Origin of the sequence: Bacillus sp. FSL K6-2431 (genome assembly GCF_038005165.1) — a bacterium.
In the GTDB taxonomy this organism is placed as follows: domain Bacteria; phylum Bacillota; class Bacilli; order Bacillales; family Bacillaceae; genus Bacillus; species Bacillus pumilus.
This window is the reverse complement of record NZ_JBBOSQ010000001.1, coordinates 689,279-707,219: the sequence shown is the minus strand read 5'-3', so window position 1 is coordinate 707,219 and position 17,941 is coordinate 689,279. Positions and strand designations below refer to the sequence as shown.

17 protein-coding genes are annotated in these 17,941 nt (G+C 41.4%); 11 read left to right on the top strand and 6 right to left on the bottom strand.

Annotated features, from left to right (window positions below; translation table 11 throughout):
* The first annotated feature begins 158 nt into the window (after positions 1–158).
* The 4 genes from MHH40_RS03545 (at position 159) to lepB (ending at position 4,514) form a co-directional block, all read left to right on the top strand.
* Positions 159–914 carry a DeoR/GlpR family DNA-binding transcription regulator gene (locus tag MHH40_RS03545; RefSeq protein ID WP_050945129.1) on the top strand — a complete coding sequence of 252 codons (756 nt, stop codon included), beginning with the start codon at positions 159–161 and terminating at the stop codon, positions 912–914.
* Positions 911–1,822, top strand: coding sequence for a 1-phosphofructokinase (gene pfkB, locus MHH40_RS03540; protein WP_212045821.1), 912 nt, complete (start codon positions 911–913; stop codon positions 1,820–1,822). The genes MHH40_RS03545 and pfkB overlap by 4 nt, the downstream gene beginning before the upstream one ends.
* Before the next feature lie 13 nt (positions 1,823–1,835).
* Positions 1,836–3,731 (top strand): PTS fructose transporter subunit IIABC, encoded by a 1,896-nt coding sequence (locus MHH40_RS03535; protein WP_310426907.1) that lies wholly within the window; start codon positions 1,836–1,838, stop codon positions 3,729–3,731.
* A gap of 210 nt (positions 3,732–3,941) precedes the next feature.
* A complete protein-coding gene (lepB, locus tag MHH40_RS03530) occupies positions 3,942–4,514 on the top strand; it encodes a signal peptidase I (protein ID WP_223251366.1) in 573 nt (190 codons plus the stop codon).
* Between the two features lie 65 nt (positions 4,515–4,579).
* On the opposite strand, the gene MHH40_RS03525 is transcribed toward lepB, so the two are convergent.
* On the bottom strand, positions 4,580–4,855 hold the full coding sequence (locus MHH40_RS03525) for a hypothetical protein (RefSeq protein WP_034619939.1): 276 nt from the start codon (positions 4,853–4,855) through the stop codon (positions 4,580–4,582).
* A 143-nt stretch (positions 4,856–4,998) separates the two neighbouring features.
* On the opposite strand from MHH40_RS03525, the gene MHH40_RS03520 reads away from it, so the two are divergent.
* The gene (locus tag MHH40_RS03520) at positions 4,999–6,618 is read left to right on the top strand and encodes an ABC-F family ATP-binding cassette domain-containing protein (protein ID WP_050945126.1); all 1,620 of its coding nucleotides are present in this window, start codon (positions 4,999–5,001) and stop codon (positions 6,616–6,618) included.
* A 38-nt stretch (positions 6,619–6,656) separates the two neighbouring features.
* Here the strand turns inward: MHH40_RS03520 and MHH40_RS03515 are convergent, their stop codons facing one another.
* The 3 genes from MHH40_RS03515 to mreBH form a co-directional block, all read right to left on the bottom strand.
* Positions 6,657–7,889, bottom strand: coding sequence for an aminopeptidase (locus MHH40_RS03515; RefSeq protein ID WP_253622649.1), 1,233 nt, complete (start codon positions 7,887–7,889; stop codon positions 6,657–6,659).
* A gap of 106 nt (positions 7,890–7,995) precedes the next feature.
* On the bottom strand, positions 7,996–8,127 hold the full coding sequence (locus tag MHH40_RS03510) for a protein YkpC (RefSeq protein ID WP_003210922.1): 132 nt from the start codon (positions 8,125–8,127) through the stop codon (positions 7,996–7,998).
* Between the two features lie 74 nt (positions 8,128–8,201).
* A complete protein-coding gene (gene mreBH, locus MHH40_RS03505) occupies positions 8,202–9,209 on the bottom strand; it encodes a rod-share determining protein MreBH (RefSeq protein ID WP_003211642.1) in 1,008 nt (335 codons plus the stop codon).
* Positions 9,210–9,485: 276 nt separating this feature from the next.
* Here mreBH and MHH40_RS03500 point away from each other — a divergent pair, with 276 nt between their 5' ends.
* From MHH40_RS03500 to ade, 5 genes are all read left to right on the top strand, one after another.
* A complete protein-coding gene (locus MHH40_RS03500) occupies positions 9,486–9,764 on the top strand; it encodes an AbrB/MazE/SpoVT family DNA-binding domain-containing protein (RefSeq protein WP_003211634.1) in 279 nt (92 codons plus the stop codon).
* 142 nt (positions 9,765–9,906) lie between these two features.
* Complete coding sequence (locus MHH40_RS03495; protein ID WP_003211426.1) at positions 9,907–11,217, top strand: ATP-binding protein; 1,311 nt, start codon at positions 9,907–9,909, stop codon at positions 11,215–11,217.
* A 4-nt stretch (positions 11,218–11,221) separates the two neighbouring features.
* Positions 11,222–12,058, top strand: coding sequence for a gamma-glutamylcyclotransferase (locus tag MHH40_RS03490; RefSeq protein ID WP_340900635.1), 837 nt, complete (start codon positions 11,222–11,224; stop codon positions 12,056–12,058).
* A 37-nt stretch (positions 12,059–12,095) separates the two neighbouring features.
* A complete protein-coding gene (locus tag MHH40_RS03485; RefSeq protein WP_003211815.1) occupies positions 12,096–12,764 on the top strand; it encodes a potassium channel family protein in 669 nt (222 codons plus the stop codon).
* A gap of 264 nt (positions 12,765–13,028) precedes the next feature.
* On the top strand, positions 13,029–14,759 hold the full coding sequence (gene ade, locus MHH40_RS03480) for an adenine deaminase (RefSeq protein WP_212045826.1): 1,731 nt from the start codon (positions 13,029–13,031) through the stop codon (positions 14,757–14,759).
* Positions 14,760–14,850: 91 nt separating this feature from the next.
* On the opposite strand, the gene rnjA is transcribed toward ade, so the two are convergent.
* A complete protein-coding gene (rnjA, locus tag MHH40_RS03475) occupies positions 14,851–16,518 on the bottom strand; it encodes a ribonuclease J1 (RefSeq protein ID WP_003212511.1) in 1,668 nt (555 codons plus the stop codon).
* Positions 16,519–16,523: 5 nt separating this feature from the next.
* Positions 16,524–16,733, bottom strand: coding sequence for a DNA-dependent RNA polymerase subunit epsilon (locus MHH40_RS03470; protein WP_003211882.1), 210 nt, complete (start codon positions 16,731–16,733; stop codon positions 16,524–16,526).
* A gap of 395 nt (positions 16,734–17,128) precedes the next feature.
* On the opposite strand from MHH40_RS03470, the gene MHH40_RS03465 reads away from it, so the two are divergent.
* On the top strand, positions 17,129–17,908 hold the full coding sequence (locus MHH40_RS03465) for a Cof-type HAD-IIB family hydrolase (RefSeq protein ID WP_340900634.1): 780 nt from the start codon (positions 17,129–17,131) through the stop codon (positions 17,906–17,908).
* Positions 17,909–17,941: the final 33 nt, after the last annotated feature.

Genomic DNA, 17,941 nt, shown 5'->3' with positions numbered 1-17,941 from the left:
TCAGTTTACAAATGGTACATATAAAGGTAAGATGACCATGGTGAAAGATTTTGATAGTTATTGAATGTATTTGATTGTTTTGTATTGATAATGTTGAAAAAAGCGATTACAATAAAGGTGCACGCAAAATGAATACGTTTTCAAAAGGGGGTGTTTTCATGTTAACACCGGAAAGACATCAACTCATTATCGACTGTTTAGAAGAAAATGATGTCATCAAAATACAGGACTTAACGATTATGACGGATGCGTCTGAATCTACTATTAGAAGAGATTTATCAGCCCTTGAAGAAAAAGGATTTCTTAAAAGAGTTCATGGGGGAGCAGCCAAGATATCAAGTATCCGTCTTGAACCAGATGTATTTGAGAAATCTGCCAAAAACCTTCAAGAAAAGTCATTGGTTGCAGAGGCAGCTGCTTCACTTTTAAAACAAGGCGATTGTATTTATTTAGACGCTGGTACGACCACACAGCAAATGATTGAATATATCGATCCAGATCAAGATATTGTTGTGGTGACAAATGGTGTTATGCACATTGAAGCACTCATGAGAAAAGGCATTTCTTTTTACCTGATAGGCGGATCAGTGAAACATCGAACAGGAGCCATGGTCGGAGCCGCAGCCTTAACGGCGATGGAAAATTACCGTTTTGACAAAAGCTTTGTTGGGACGAACGGCATTCATCCCGAGGCGGGGTTTACAACACCTGATCCAGAGGAAGCGCTCATGAAAAAAAGGGCCATGAAGCAGGCGAAAAAAACCTATATCTTAACAGATGCCTCTAAATTTGGCGAAATATCGTTTTCAACCTTTGCTAGTTTACAGGAAGCCACCATTATCACAAACGACGCAAAAGAGGATTCATTCGATAATTACCATGAAAAAACGGTTATAAAGGTAGTGAAAACATGATTTATACAGTTACTTTAAACCCATCAGTTGATTACATCGTACACGTGGAGGATTTCGCAGTCGGCGGTTTGAATCGTTCAACCTATGACAAAAAATATCCGGGCGGAAAAGGGATCAATGTCTCAAGGCTTTTAAAACGTCACGGTGTTGAATCAAAAGCACTTGGATTCATTGGTGGATTTACAGGCAAATATATTCAAGACTTTTTACAAAACGAACAATTACAAACAGCCTTTCACGAGGTGTCAGAAGATACACGAATTAATGTGAAACTAAAAACAGGTGAAGAAACCGAAATCAACGGACTCGGCCCATCCATTACTGAAGTACAATTTGAGTCGTTTCTGTCTCAATTTACTTCATTGATTGAAGGAGATGTCGTTGTGTTAGCTGGCAGTATTCCTTCTTCATTGCCTCATAACACGTATGAACGTATTGCTGAGGTATGCGAAAAGCAAGGCGTTAGAGTGGTCCTTGATATTTCCGGGGAAGCCCTAAAAAAAGCAGCAGGCTTGAAACCGTTCTTAATGAAGCCAAACCATCATGAACTAGGTGAAATGTTTGAGACAAGCATCTCTACTGCGGAAGAAGCTATTCCTTATGGGAAGAAGCTGTTAGAGCAAGGTGCTGAACATGTTATCGTATCCATGGCTGGTAATGGCGCTCTCTTATTCAGTAAGGAAGGGATTTATCAGTCAAATGTTCCAAAGGGTACGCTTGTTAATTCGGTTGGTGCAGGGGATTCAGTCGTTGCAGGATTTTTAGCCGGCGTTTCGAAAGGCCTTTCGATTGAAGAATCATTTAAGCTTGGTGTCACATCAGGCAGTGCTACAGCATTTTCTGAAGAGCTTGGGACAAAAGAGCTTGTTGACACACTATTACCACAAGTAAAAGTCACACGCATTTAAAGGAGGAGTCACCATGAAAATAACAGAACTACTCACAAAGCAGACCATTAAGCTTCAATTAGACAGCCAGCAGAAAGAAGCAGTCATTGAAGAATTAGTCACTGTTTTAGATACAGCAGGCAAGTTAAATGATAAAGAGGGCTACAAAGAAGCAGTGATTAACCGTGAAAAACAGAGCTCTACTGGTATTGGTGAAGGAATTGCTATCCCTCACGCTAAAACAGCAAGTGTCAAAGAGCCTGCCATTGCATTTGGCCGCTCGGTAGCTGGTGTAGATTATGAATCACTGGATGCGCAGCCGAGTCATCTTGTCTTTATGATTGCAGCAACTGAAGGCGCAAACAACACGCACTTAGAAGCACTTTCTCGTTTATCAACACTTCTGATGCGTGAAGAAATCAGAAAGCAGCTTCTTGAAGCGGCTACTGAAGATGAAATCATCGATATCATCAATACGCATGATAAGGACGACGATGAAGAAGAAGAGGAAGTTCAAGAGGAGCCGGTTGCAGCAGGTAAACCAGCTAAGATTTTAGCAGTAACAGCTTGCCCAACAGGTATTGCACATACATTTATGGCAGCAGATGCTTTGAAAGAAAAAGCGAAAGAAATGGGCGTTGACATTAAAGTTGAAACAAACGGCTCTGGCGGTATTAAACACGCTCTTACCGCAAAAGAAATCGAAGAAGCACCAGCCATCATTGTGGCAGCCGACAAGCAAGTTGAAATGGAACGCTTTAAAGGCAAACATGTCATTGAAGTACCTGTGACAGCAGGAATCCGTCGTCCGCAGGAATTGATTGAAAAAGCAGTCAATCAAGATGCGCCGATCTATAAAGGCTCTGGCGGCAGTTCTTCAAAAGACGAACATGAGTCATCTGGCAAAGGGAGAAGTGGTTTTTACAAGCACTTAATGAGCGGTGTAAGCAACATGCTTCCATTTGTTGTCGGAGGCGGTATCCTTGTTGCAATTTCATTCTTCTGGGGTATTAAATCGGCTGACCCTAATGACCCTTCATTTAATTCATTTGCAGCTGTTTTAAAAGGAATTGGTGGAGATAATGCACTTGCCTTAATCGTGGCTGTATTAGCCGGATTTATTGCGATGAGTATTGCAGATCGTCCAGGTTTTGCGCCAGGTATGGTCGGTGGATTTATGGCATCGGCAGCAGGTGCTGGATTCTTAGGCGGACTCATTGCCGGTTTCCTTGCTGGTTATGTCGTTGTGTTACTTAAAAAAGTATTCACATTCGTACCGCAGTCACTCGACGGAATTAAACCGGTTCTGCTCTATCCATTGTTCGGTATTTTCTTCACAGGTATCATTATGCATTACGTTGTTAACACACCAGTAAAAATGGTGATGGACGGATTAACTCATTGGCTTGAAACTTTAGGTACTGGAAACCTTGTCTTAATGGGCATTATTTTGGCAGGTATGATGGCGATTGATATGGGTGGGCCAATTAACAAAGCGGCTTACACATTTGGTCTTGCGATGATTGCTGCTGGAAACTATGCACCGCATGCTGCCATTATGGCAGGCGGAATGGTACCACCACTAGGTATTGCACTTGCTACAACAATTTTTAGAAATAAATTCTCAAAACGTGACCGAGAAGCAGGGATTACATGCTACTTCATGGGAGCGGCCTTCATCACTGAAGGGGCGATCCCGTTTGCAGCGGCTGATCCTCTACGCGTGATTCCTTCAGCTGTCATTGGAGCAGCTGTGGCTGGCGGATTAACGGAATTCTTTAGAGTCACGCTTCCTGCACCGCACGGCGGACTATTCGTTTTCTGGGTAACAAATCATCCGATACTTTATATCATCAGCATCTTAATCGGTGCCGTTGTAACAGCGATTTTACTTGGTATTTTGAAAAAACCAGTGAAACTAGAAGCGTAAAGTAGAAGAGAAGCATCGTGAACAGCGGTGCTTCTTTTGTTTAATTATGAACAAATTAGGAAAAAATATCTAATTGAATGGTTGTCTTGTGAATTTTTAAATGACATGTGATAAAGTAAAGTTATTCAATTCACGTTTCAAGTCTTTTAGCAGAAAGTCTTAGGAGGAAGCAGTATTTTGAACGAAGAAAACAAACAAAACGAAAATGATATTCAATCTGATGCAAAGCAAGCCAAAACAGAGAAGAAAAGTTCACTGTTTGAGTGGATCAAAGCCATTTTAATTGCACTTGCGCTCGTCTTGCTCATCCGTACGTTTATATTTGAGCCGTATGTGGTGGAAGGAGAGTCGATGGAACCGACCCTTCATGATGGAGAAAAGCTGTTTGTCAACAAAACCATTAACTATCTAGGTGGTGTCAAACGAGGTGACATCGTGATTATTAATGGAAAAGATGGCCAGAAAATTCATTATGTAAAACGATTGATCGGTCTTCCGGGAGACACGATTGAAATGAAGGATGATACGCTTTACATTAATGGTAAAAAAGTAGATGAGCCTTATTTAAAAGAGAACAAGGCACATGCGAAAGAGTATGAAGTGCATTTGACAGGGGATTTTGGTCCAGTGAAAGTACCGAAAAACGATTACTTTGTGATGGGGGACAACAGACTCAACTCCATGGACAGCAGAAATGGACTTGGACTCATTCAAAAGGATCGGGTTGTCGGGACATCAGAATTTGTTTTCTTCCCATTTGGCGACATTCGGCAAACAAAATAAAAGCACCCTTCTCAGGTGCGTGAGAAAAGTGCTTGAACGGGCGACCCTTAAAAGAAGGGTCGTTTTTAATTTGGCGTGAGCACTGTAACAATGAGCACAATGGCCAACACAGAAGCGAAGACAGACCCAGTAATGGCTAAAACGGACCGAAACAATCCGATCTTATGATTTTCTTTCCCTCGCTTTTGTAAAAAGCGTTTCGAAAAGATGTGTACCAGTGTGTAAATAAGCACAAGCCCAATATAAAGGCCAAAATCCCTCGCATTAAAGCCTGTTGCAGATAAATAAATACCCATAAAGAAAATCAATAAACAGTATTCCATCAGTGTAAGTAATCTCAAATCGCACGAACTCCTTCAATAAATCATTCCCACTTATTATACCATATTGGACAATTTGCCTTCGTTCTTAGTGAGAGACGTTTCTATCAAACGTTATTCATGTTATACTTCATAATGATGAATGAGTGATGGAGGATTAATAAATGATTGCAGTAAATAATGTTAGTTTGCGTTTTGCTGATCGTAAACTATTTGAAGAAGTAAATATTAAATTCACTCCTGGCAACTGCTACGGTTTAATTGGTGCCAATGGAGCTGGTAAATCAACGTTTCTAAAGATTCTTTCAGGTGAAATTGAGGCTCAGACGGGCGATGTTCATATGAGCCCTGGTGAGCGTTTAGCGATCTTAAAACAGAACCACTTTGAATACGAAGAATTTGAAGTATTAAAAGTCGTCATGATGGGTCACAAACGTTTATATGATGTGATGCAGGAGAAAGATGCGATCTATATGAAACCTGATTTCTCAGATGAAGACGGGATTCGTGCAGCAGAGCTTGAAGGTGAGTTCGCTGAGTTAAACGGCTGGGAAGCAGAAAGTGAAGCTGCGATCTTACTAAAAGGTCTTGGCATTCCAGAGAGCCTTCAATCGAAGAAAATGTCTGAGCTTGGTGGTTCTGAAAAGGTTAAAGTACTACTAGCCCAAGCTTTATTTGGTAAGCCTGACGTCCTTCTTCTGGATGAGCCAACGAACCACTTGGACTTACAAGCCATCCAGTGGCTGGAAGAGTTCCTTATTAATTTTGAAAACACCGTCATCGTCGTTTCGCATGACCGTCACTTCTTAAATAAAGTGTGTACACATATTGCGGACCTAGACTTCGGAAAAATTCAAGTATATGTCGGAAACTATGATTTCTGGTATGAGTCCAGCCAGCTAGCGCTGAAACTCAGCCAAGATGCAAATAAGAAAAAAGAAGAGCAAATTAAGCAGCTTCAAGAGTTCGTTGCCCGGTTCAGCGCGAATGCTTCTAAATCGAAGCAAGCGACGTCAAGAAAGAAATTGCTTGATAAAATCTCTTTAGACGATATTAAGCCATCTTCACGTAAATATCCGTATGTCCATTTTGCGCCAGAGCGCGAAATTGGAAATGATGTCCTTCAAGTAGAAGGTCTATCAAAAACAATTGACGGTGTGAAAGTACTTGATAACGTCAGCTTTATTATGAATCGCGAGGATAAAATTGCGTTCCTAAGCCGTAATGAGCTTGCTGTGTCTACTTTATTTAAAATTCTTGCTGGTGAGATGGAGCCAGACAGCGGGACATATAAATGGGGTGTCACAACATCTCAAGCCTTTTTCCCGAAAGACAATAGTGAATACTTTGAAGGGAACGATGTCGATCTAGTAGATTGGCTTCGCCAGTATTCTCCTAATGATCAAAGCGAAAGCTTCTTACGCGGATTCTTAGGACGTATGCTTTTCTCTGGGGAAGAAGTTAAGAAAAAAGCAAGCGTCTTATCAGGAGGAGAAAAGGTTCGTTGTATGTTATCGAAAATGATGCTGTCAGGAGCGAATGTACTGCTTCTAGATGAGCCGACGAACCACTTAGACCTAGAGTCCATTACGGCGCTGAATAACGGTTTAATGAGCTTTAAAGGAGCTATGCTCTTCTCATCTCATGACCATCAGTTTGTTGAAACAGTGGCAAACCGTATTATCGAAGTGACGCCAAATGGCATCGTCGATAAACAAACAACATATGATGAGTTCTTATCAGATCAAGAGATTCAAAAGAGACTCGTTGAGCTTTATGCGTAAATAAGAAAAGACATCCACAAGTGGATGTCTTTTTTTGGTTAAATCGCCCAGTTTCCATTACGGAAGATCGGTTCACGTTTTCCGTCTTTTGTAATACCGTCAATATTCATTTCCTTTGAACCAATCATGAAATCGACGTGTGTGATACTGTTGTTTACACCAGCTGCATCCAATTCTTCACGATTCATCTCTTTTCCGCCTTCGATATTGAACGCATACCCGCTGCCGATGGCAAGGTGATTCGATGCGTTTTCATCATAAAGGGTATTGTAATAGAGAATGTTCGAGTTTGAGATTGGTGAATCATCTGGTACGAGAGCAACCTCACCTAGATAATGAGAGCCTTCATCTGTTTCAACGAGCGAAGTTAAAATGTCTTCGCCTTCCTTCGCTTTCACATCGACAATTCGTCCATTTTCAAATGTTAAAGTAAACTCATCAATGATATTTCCTGCATAGCTGAGCGGTTTTGTGCTTGAGACAGTCCCATTTACACCATCTTTTTTAGGTACGGTAAAGACTTCTTCTGTTGGCATGTTGGCCATGAAAGAGACGCCGCGCTCACTCACGCTGCCGGCACCTACCCAAATGTGCTGCTCAGGGAGCTCAATCGTTAAATCAGTGCCAGGAGCATCATAATGAAGCTTGTGGTAGTGGCGCTCATTTAGGATTTTGACCTTTTCATTTAGCGACTCATCGTGCTTTTTCCAAGCCTCCACAGGATCTGCTTGATCAGCGCGAGCGACTTTAAAGATTTGATCCCATAATAAAGCGACAGCTTCTTCATCTGTCTCGTCAGGGAAAATCTTTTTCGCCCAATCTTTTGATGCAGCACCTACGACCGTCCAAGCCACTTTGTCTGATTGAACGTATTGGCGATATGTATGAAGGGCGGATCCAGCGGCTTTTTGCTGTGCAGCGATTTTTTTCGAATCAATGCCTCGCAGAAGGTCAGGGCTTTCTGACAAGATCGTGATAAAAGCGCCGCCGCGTTTTGCGATGGTTTCCATCATCTGTGCTTCCCATTCTGGGAATTGCTCAAACACATCCTGCGGTGCATGTTCATACTTTAAACGAGCAAGAACACCATCACTCCAGCGGATATGTACGTTTTTCGCCCCGTGCTCATACGCATGTTTCGCGACAAGACGAACAAGGTCTGCAGATTCAGTAGATGCAGATACGACGACTTCTTGTTCCTTTTGAACATTCACACCGACTTCAACGATGGTCTTCGCATATTGATCTAATTGTTTTTCAAATGTACTCATAAAAACCCTCCTTTAGTCATGTTCATCATATCAGATTTAAGACCGAAAAGGAAAATGGGGAGCACGCGAAAGGCCAAAATAAAAAAGCCGCTTTCATGCGGCTTTTTTAGCGGTTCAGTTGTTTCACAGGCTGTGCATTAGAAGGGGGCATATGTGAAAACGACAGGCTCATTCCTCCTAATATAATACCCGTTAAAATGACTGTGACAACGACCCGTTTACCTAAATCAAGCAACATGTTCTTCCTCCTTCACGTTTATCCATTCCTCACGATATGATCGAAATGATAAAAAAAGAAGTAGAACAAGAAGATTATTTTAATGTTTTTTGCAATTTATGAATGACTTCTAGTGAACGACCTGTTCCGATTGCGACAGATTCAAGTGGATTTGCTGCAATATGAACTGGAACGACAATCTCCTGTGAGAGCCATTCTTGAATCCCGTTTAACAAAGCGCCACCGCCGGTTAAGATCACGCCGCGGTCTACGATGTCACCACTAAGCTCTGGAGGGCTGTCCTCTAATGTGGCACGAATCGCCTCTAAAATATGAAGAAGTGACTCTCGCATGGCACCTTGAATTTCATGAGATTCAAGTGTGATCGTTTTTGGAAGACCTGTCACCAGATCACGTCCACGTACTTCTAATGATTCAGGCTCATGCTCAATGAGACAATAACCAATTTCCATTTTAACTTGCTCAGCTGTCCGCTCGCCGATTAATAGGTTATATTTCTTTCGGACAAACGTAATGATATCTTCATCCAGCTGATCTCCGCCAATTCGAATGGAATGACAAGAGACAACGCCGCCAAACGAAATGATGGCAACTTCCGTTGTTCCTCCGCCAATATCAACTACGACGTTTGCAACAGGCTCATCTACTGGGAGATCAGCGCCGATTGCGGCTGCAACAGGTTCTTCTATTAAATGCACGTGCTTTGCTCCGCAGTTTTTCACAGCATCACTGATGGCACGACGCTCAACAGCTGTTGAACCAGAAGGTGTACATACGACGACCGTTGGTTTTCTGAAGGTAAACCCGATATTTTTTCCTGCTTTTTTCATGATTTGTTTGAGTAAATCTGTTGTCATATCATAATCAGCGATGACACCGTCTTTCATCGGACGGATCGCCACAATTTTCCCAGGTGTTTTCCCAATCATTTCTTTTGCTTCTGTTCCGACGGCAAGTACAGTTTTTGTTTCTGTATCGACTGCCACGACGGACGGTTCATTTAAAATAATTCCCTTATTTTTACTATAAACCAATATGTTAGCTGTTCCTAAATCAATTCCAATTTCGGCATTTTGAAACATGTTTTCACCCAATCTCTATTTTTGCTGTTTTAAACAATTTTACATTTAAAAGTTCAGAGGGTTGAGGTCATTTGTGGGGGTTTGTGATGACCTTGAAATGAACTTGTAAAATTCAAGTATCATTTTGACAATCACAATAAATTTTCCCTTTGTTTTTTCTTTTATGAAAAAAATTTTTATAGAGGAGAAACCTTTTGAGAATCTCTTACGTCTACGATATATCAATTGGTGAAAAACAGATTGATCTTGAGCTAATGAAAGAAAGAGGGAACGAAATTGAAATCTATCGGAGTCGTAAGAAAAGTAGACGAACTAGGGCGTATTGTGATGCCAATCGAATTAAGAAGAGCACTTGATATTGCCATTAAAGACAGTATGGAATTTTTTATAGATGGGGAGAAAATCGTCTTGAAAAAATACAAGCCAGAGGGTGTTTGCCTCATGACTGGTGAGATTACATCAGAGAACCATGATTATGGAAATGGTCAAATTACATTAAGCGCTGAAGGCGCAGAACTGCTCTTAAAAGAGCTGCAAGAAGCTCTTCAGCAGTAATGAAAAAAGCCTGCTCTCTTCCTTTGTGCGGAGAACAGGCTTTTTTTCTGAAAAAGTTCCTTAAAAATGCCCCATCTCCCTCAAAAAATAAGTGGAAAATGGTACAATTGACAAAGAATCTCAGGGCGGCAGGTGGAATTATTTGAACAAAACATATCAAGTGCGGATCGTGTTATCTGTTCTTGCATTTATTTTAATATTAAGCTGGGATTTCTTTTATTATCTAGGCGGCTATCAAATTAATTGGCCGCTCGATCTAGCCTTTACAGTCCTTGTTCTAACAGGGATCTGGGTTGTCTCAGGCTATGTAGACCGCTTAAATCTATTTGTGTCAGACTTAAATACGAGAGAGAAAGAAGCACAGGAACTGACAGAGCGGCTGAATCGAATTACAGATAACTTGCAAGAAATCGTCTTTGAAACAAACGAAAAAGGTGAAATTATTTTTTTGAATCAAGCATGGACACAAATGACAGGCTATGACATTGATGAATGTCTAGGCACCATGTACAATCAGTACTTTGATCAAGAGGAACGCGTGGTGCAGCATTTGTTATCTGTGATCAAGGAGCATAAAGATGCGGGGCGGGTAGAACTGCAGCTTCTCCATAAAGAGGGAAAGAAGGTATGGGGAGACGTTCATTACAAGCTCTATTTTGATGAGCATCACCAGTTTACCGGAGGAATTGGAACAGTAGCTGATATTACGAAACAAAAGCAGGCAAAGCTTGAGCTTGAAAGATCCAATCAGCAATTGCAAATGCAGGCGCAAAAGCTGGCCGTCGCTGGACAAATAGCCGCTGGAATCGCCCATGAAGTCAGAAATCCACTGACATCAGTAAATGGTTTTTTACAGCTGATGAAGACACAATATCCTGAAAGAACCGATTATTTTGACATTATCTTCTCTGAAATTAAACGGATTGATTTTGTTTTAAGTGAGCTGCTTGTATTGGCTAAGCCTCAAGCGGTCCATTTTCAAGAAGTTCAGCTTCATGAGCTTCTAGAACAAGTGATTACTTTATTAAAAACAAATGCCGTTCTTTCAAATATTGATCTCAAGCAGCCATTTAAAAGGCAGGATGCCGGTGCAATCCTAGCAGACGCTAACCAAATGAAGCAGCTGTTCATTAATTTAATCAAAAATGCGATTGAGGCAATGCCTGAAGGTGGCAGCATATACATATCTACAGAAAAAGTATTGAATGAATGGAAGATTACCATTCAAGATGAAGGAAAAGGGATGTCTGAAGAAGATATTCAAAAAATATATGACCCTTTCTTTTCCACGAAAAAAGAAGGGACAGGGCTTGGTCTGACCATCTGTGCGACAATTTTAAAAGATCATCACGGAAGAATGGATGTGTCTAGTGAGCTTGGAAAAGGCACAGCTTTTCATATTTATTTGCCTGTGTGTCAAAAAAGCAGACAGCAGCAAGTTGAGAGGACGTGAAGTCATGACGATGAAAGCTTTATTTGTATATGGGACGCTATTGCAGCATGAAGAGCACCACGAAGCGTACATGAAGGAAAGCAGACTAATAGCTAAATCTGCTTGGATGAATGGAAGAATCTACGATACAGGTCAAGGATATCCAGCGTGTGTTTCCGCAGAAAAAGGCACTGTATACGGGGAATTGTACGAGGTAACCGCTGACACGTTGAATAAGATAGACGCACTAGAGGAAGGGTATGACAAGCAGGAAATCAATGTCATGACGGATCAAGGTCAGGTAGCAGCCATGACATACACTTTGCCAGAGCAGAAGGCATCAGCACTGAAAGAAATAAAGAGAGGGTGCTGGAAAGCTTATAAACTGTGGCATGAGAAGCCATCATCCTTCTATTATTTTGCCTATGGCTCCTGTATGGATGATGCTAGATTTAAGCTCGCAGAAGTCGATCATCACTTCAGACAAATCATCGGCGGTGGTGTACTAAACGGTTTTACTACGAAATTTACATTGGTGAGGCCAGATGGATCAAGAGCTGATATGGTAGAAGACGGCGGCGAAACAGAGGGTGTATTATATGAAGTTCCTTTTGATGCCATTCGTTATTTGTATAAACGAGAGGGAGTATATGAAGGCACATATCGTCCAGCTTTTGTCGATGTCAAAATAGGTGATCAAATTTATGAGGACTGTTTAACCTTTCTTGTGCTTCAAAAGAGCGAAGAAATCGCTCCGCCAGCTCATTATCGCAGTGAAATCGAAAAAGGAGCAGACCTTTACTTAAGTGAAGCGTTCCGCAAAAAAATTCGTTCCCATATGGATTCATTAATCAAACCGTAGTAAAATGCATGGTAAGTGAGATAAAAGGAGTCTGAACATGAAAAAGGAATATGCAGTCATTGGTCTTGGACGCTTTGGCGGAAGTATTTGCAAGGCGCTGAGCGAAGAAGGACTTGAAGTCATGGCGATGGATATGAATGAAGATCGAGTAAACGAGTACGCGAAAATTGCCTCACATGCGGTCATTGGTGATTCGACGGACGAAAACGTTTTAAAAAATCTTGGTATTCGCAATTTTGATCATGTCATCGTTGCAATCGGTGAAAACATTCAGGCAAGTATTTTAACAACGATTATGCTGAAAGAGCTTGGCGTCAAAATGGTCACCGTGAAAGCGCAAAATGACTACCATGAAAAGGTGCTCAACAAAATTGGAGCGGATCGCATCGTTCATCCAGAGCGAGATATGGGCAGACGGATTGCACATAAAATCATTTCAAATAACGTGCTTGATTACCTCGAGCTGTCAGATGAGTACAGCCTGATTGAGATTGTGGCAAACAGCAGGCTGGCGGGACATTCTCTTTTAGATCTTGATATACGGGCAAAATACGGCATCAACATTGTGGCCATTAAGCGCGGAAAAGAAGTCATTGTTTCCCCGCTGGCAGATGAAATGATTCAAAAAGAAGATATCCTCATTGTCATTGGGGCAGTAGCCGATATAGGACGCTTTGAAAAACGAGAAATGCAAAACGATTATTAAGCACTCCGATGACGGGGTGTTTTTTTTTATATGAATGTGTTCATGACAGGTGGACATTGAGACGGAAATTGACACTGAAAAGGGTTGCTTTGTTCATGTATAACCGCAAAAATGAATCATCTTATTTTTCGTGCAATTATCACTATTCAGAAATAAAAATCAGTGTTTTGATATGGTTGATTTTCTCTAAATGTCATTGACTGGACAAACAGATTCGTTTACGATAAGAAACATTATATTGTTTACTTGGAGGAGGCAGTGTCGTTGGATAAGGAGCTTTTCAGACATCAAATTGAGGTAGCAGCAAAGAGAAAAAAAGCAGCCCTCGTGATTAAACATGCGAAAGTCATGGATGTGTTTAACCAGGAATGGATAGACGCAGATGTCGCTGTTGAAAATGGACAAATAGTCGGGATAGGGGAGTACGAGGGGGAACAGGAGCTTGATGCAGCAGGTCAAATGCTTGTGCCTGGTTTTATTGATGGCCACGTTCATATCGAGTCTTCTATGGTTACCCCTGCTGAATTCTCCAAAGCTGTCGTTCCGCGCGGTGTGACAACTGTCGTAACAGATCCGCATGAAATCGCCAATGTGTCAGGTATAACAGGCATCCAATTTATGCTGGAAGAAGCGAGAAAAGCTGCCTTACATATTTATTTCATGCTGCCATCCTGTGTACCGGCAGTCAGTTTTGAACGATCAGGTGCTACATTAATAGCGAAAGATTTAAAGCCTCTTTATCAAGAAAAGGAAGTGCTTGGTCTTGCTGAGGTGATGGACTATGTCGGTGTGGAGCAGGCAGAAGAAGATATGCTTCAAAAGCTGCTTGATGCCCAAAACGAGAATAAACTGATTGATGGCCATTTAGCAGGCTTAACAGATCGTTTAATCAACGTCTACCGGACGGCCAATATCCAAACAGACCATGAGGTGACAACTGCACAGGAAGCCCTTGAGCGTGTGAAAAGGGGCATGTATGTGATGCTGAGAGAAGGATCTGTTGCCAAAAACGTGAAAAATGTTTTACCCGCTGTCAATGAAAAGAATGCGAGACGCTTTTTCTTTTGCACAGATGATAAACATTTGGATGATTTAATGGCACAGGGAAGTATTGATGAGCAAGTACGGATGTCCATAAAAGAAGGCTTAGATCCATTTTTAGCCTATCAAATGGGAAGCTTAAATGCCGCAGAGTGTTTTGGTCTTAAAACAAAGGGAGCCATTGCACCAGGCTATGATGCTGATTTTATGCTTGTCTCGGACTTTCATCATGTAGACATTACAAGCGTATTTATCGCAGGTGAATTGGTTGCACAGAACGGAGAGTACAAGCCGAGTGTCGAAAAGATCGCACCAAGCCCAGCATTATTACAATCTGTTCATGCAGTAGATGTTCAAGAGGAAGACATTGCACTACCTATCACGGGCGATCAACATATGAATGTGATCCGTATTATTCCGAATCAGCTTGAAACAAAGTTAGAACAAGTCTCTCCTTCAGAAATGAACGGACAATTTACAAGTGATACAGGCAGAGATGTATTGAAAATGGTGCTTGTTGAACGTCATCAAGGTTTATCTGAAATAGGCGTAGGGATTGTCAGCGGCTTCGGCATCAAACAGGGCGCGATTGCAACAACGGTTGCACATGATTCCCATAACTTAATTGCAGTTGGCACAAATGATGCTGATATCATCAAAGCGATTGAGGCGTTAAAAGAAGCAGGCGGCGGTTTGACTGTTGTTAAAGAAGGGCGTTCTCTTCATACGCTGCCATTACCGATCTCTGGTTTATTGTCAGATCAGCCGGCACATCTCGTCAATGAAAGCCTTCATACACTTCATGAAGCGCTTAAAGAAACAGGTTTTACCTTAGACTTTAATCCGTTTTTGACGCTGTCCTTCTTGGCACTTCCAGTCATTCCTGATGTGAAAATGACGACAAAGGGCTTGTTTGATGTCAGAAACTTCCAGCACCTCCCAATTCAATCATAAAAAGTGAGAAACCGCATGTTATATATGCGGCTTTTTTCAATACTGATGAAAAAAAGAGACACAGCCAGTCGGCTCGTGTCTCTTTTTGTGATTACACTTCCATAATAATCGGTAAGATCATTGGGCGGCGTCTTGTTTTTTCGTAAAGGAAAGGAGCAAGTGTGTCCGTAATTTCGTTCTTAATTTCCGACCACTGAGTTGTCTTACGTTCCATTACTTTTTCAAGATGCTTTGAAATGAGATCTTGTGCGTCGTTGATGAGGTCTCCAGATTCTCTCATGTAGACAAAGCCTCTTGAGATGAGATCAGGACCAGCAGAGATTTTGAATTCTTTCATGTCCATGCTGACGACCACAATGACAAGACCTTCTTCAGAAAGAATGCGGCGGTCTCTTAAGACGATATTCCCGATATCGCCAATTCCGCTTCCGTCGATATACACGTTACCTGATGGAATTTTGCCAGCGACACTCGCTTCGTCACCTTTTAGTGCAAGTACTTCACCGTTATCCATGATAAAGCAGTTTTCCTCAGGAATTCCGCAATCATTCGCAAGTTTAATATGCGTTTTTTGCATGCGGTATTCACCGTGAATCGGCATAAAGAATTTTGGTTTAATTAAACGGAGCATCAGCTTTTGTTCTTCTTGTCCGCCATGACCAGATGTATGAATATTATTAAGTGAGCCATGAATAACCTCAGCGCCAGCACGGTACAGCTGGTTAATGGTGCGGCTTACGCTAATATTGTTACCTGGAATCGGTGAAGAAGAGAAGACAACAGTGTCTCCAGGATTAATCGAAATCTGGCGGTGAGTGCCGTTTGCAATACGAGAAAGAGCAGCCATCGGCTCACCTTGGCTCCCAGTACAAAGAATAGTCACTTTGTTTGCTGGTAGACGGTTGATTTCATTATGTTCAATGAACGTGTTTTTTGGACATTTAATGTAGCCAAGATCTTGTCCAATATCAATGGCAGACTCCATACTTCGTCCAAACACCGCAACTTTTCGGCCGTTGGCAACAGCGGACTCGATCACTTGCTGAAGTCTGTGAATGTTTGAAGCAAACGTAGCAAAGATAATACGTCCGTCGACTTTTCTAAAGATGTCATCAATGCTTTCGCCTACGCGTCTTTCAGACATCGTAAATTCTGGAATTTCACTGTTTGTACTATCGGATAAAAGACATAGAACGCCTTCTTTCCCGATTTCAGCCATTTTTGTTAAGTTGGCAGGTTCGCCAACAGGCGTAAAGTCAAACTTGAAATCACCTGTATGTACGATGTTACCAGGAGGTGTCTTCACGACAATTCCATAAGAATCTGGAATACTGTGTGTAGTTCTAAAGAAAGACACAGCTGTTTTTCTGAATTTAATGGTATCTTCCTCTTCATAAATGTGAAGTTTTGTTTGTCTCAAGAGACCGTGCTCTTCCAATTTATTACGAAGTAGGCCGATTGCGAGTTTGCCGCCGTAAACTGGAATATTCACTTGCTTGAGAAGGTAAGGGATACCGCCGATGTGGTCTTCATGTCCGTGAGTGATGAAAAGACCTTTGATTTTATCTTCGTTTTTAACTAAGTACGTATAGTCAGGGATGACGTAGTCAATTCCAAGAAGCTCATCTTCAGGGAACTTAATACCAGCATCAATTAAAATGATTTCATCTTGAAATTGAACGCCATACGTGTTTTTACCGATCTCGCCTAAACCGCCGAGCGCAAAAACTGCCGCCTGATCGTTTTTTACAAATTTCATTCCTCTCATAGCTCCAATACTTTAAAATTTTCACTTTCTCGTTCATAGTCTAAAAAAGCACCGTCTACAGGCTGAATGAATTCAATGTTGTAGCTATGTTTTTTCAACTTATCACGTACGTCTCTTTCAGAAACTGCTTCAACGTATAGTGAATCTGTGTGTTCTCTTACAGGTACCTCAGTAGTACTTGCCTGAAAAAATACCTTATATATCATCCAAATCTCTCCTTAAATACCGTATGTTACACTCGCTATTTCTATTATATTAAAAAAACGCGCATAAGAAAAGTCTCTGAGAAAAAAGGACCTTCAGCAAATGTGCGGAAGATCCTTTTAAGCGATCGATTTTTTACGAAGCATGTCCTTCCATTGTCTTCTAATTTTCTTGCGCAGACGACGAAGCATCGCAGGTCGCCTCCTTTCGAATTGAAGTGAGATTAGACCTTGTATTCCGTTCTCTCTTTATACTTGTATTATATGACGTTTCCATTGAATGTTACATGGTTATATGTGGGAAATGGGCGTTTTCATAGGAATTGGTTTCGAAAGCAGAAATCTTTCTGTATGATGAAAGGGAGTGGGTATACATAACAAGAGACAGGAGACGGGATATGAATAAAAAAGTCATCTTCTTTGATATCGACGGTACTTTATATGATCATGATAAAAAAATACCTGAATCAACGAAGCGAGCGGTTCGTTTATTAAAAGAAAAAGGCCATCATCTCTTCATTGCATCTGGGCGTTCGCCTTTTTTAATTAAGCCTATTTTAGAGGAATTGGGGCTTGACTCCTTTATAGCTTATAACGGTCAGTATGTCATGTATGAGGGAGAAGTCATTTACGGCAATCCGCTTAAACTGGAGCTAATGGAGCAAATTTATGAAACAGCGGATCATCATGATCATCCGCTTGTTTTCATGGGGGAAAAAACGATGAAGGCTTCTGTGCCAAATCATCCGTTTATCCATGAGGGGATTGGGACTTTAAAAACAGAGCATCCTGAACATGATTTGTCTTACTTTAAAGAAAACGAGATTTTTCAAATGCTGTTATTCTGTAAGGCAGAAGAGGAAGTCCAATACGAGGCGTTCCGCGAAGAAGTTGATCTTGTCAGATGGCACGAGCTGTCAACAGATGTCTTGCCAAAAGGCGGATCAAAGGCTGAAGGCATTAAACGAGTTATCGAAAGACTGCCTTACGAGCAAAAGGATACCGTTGCCTTTGGAGACGGTCTGAACGATCGAGAGATGATTTCGTTTGCTGGTACAGGCGTCGCCATGGGAAATGCTGTGAATGAACTAAAAAATTTGGCTGATTTTGTGACAAAGCCAGTAGATGAAGACGGCATATTCCATGCAGTGACTCATTTAGGCCTGATTGAAGAATAAAAAAAGAAGACCCTTAGATTATTGGGTCTTCTT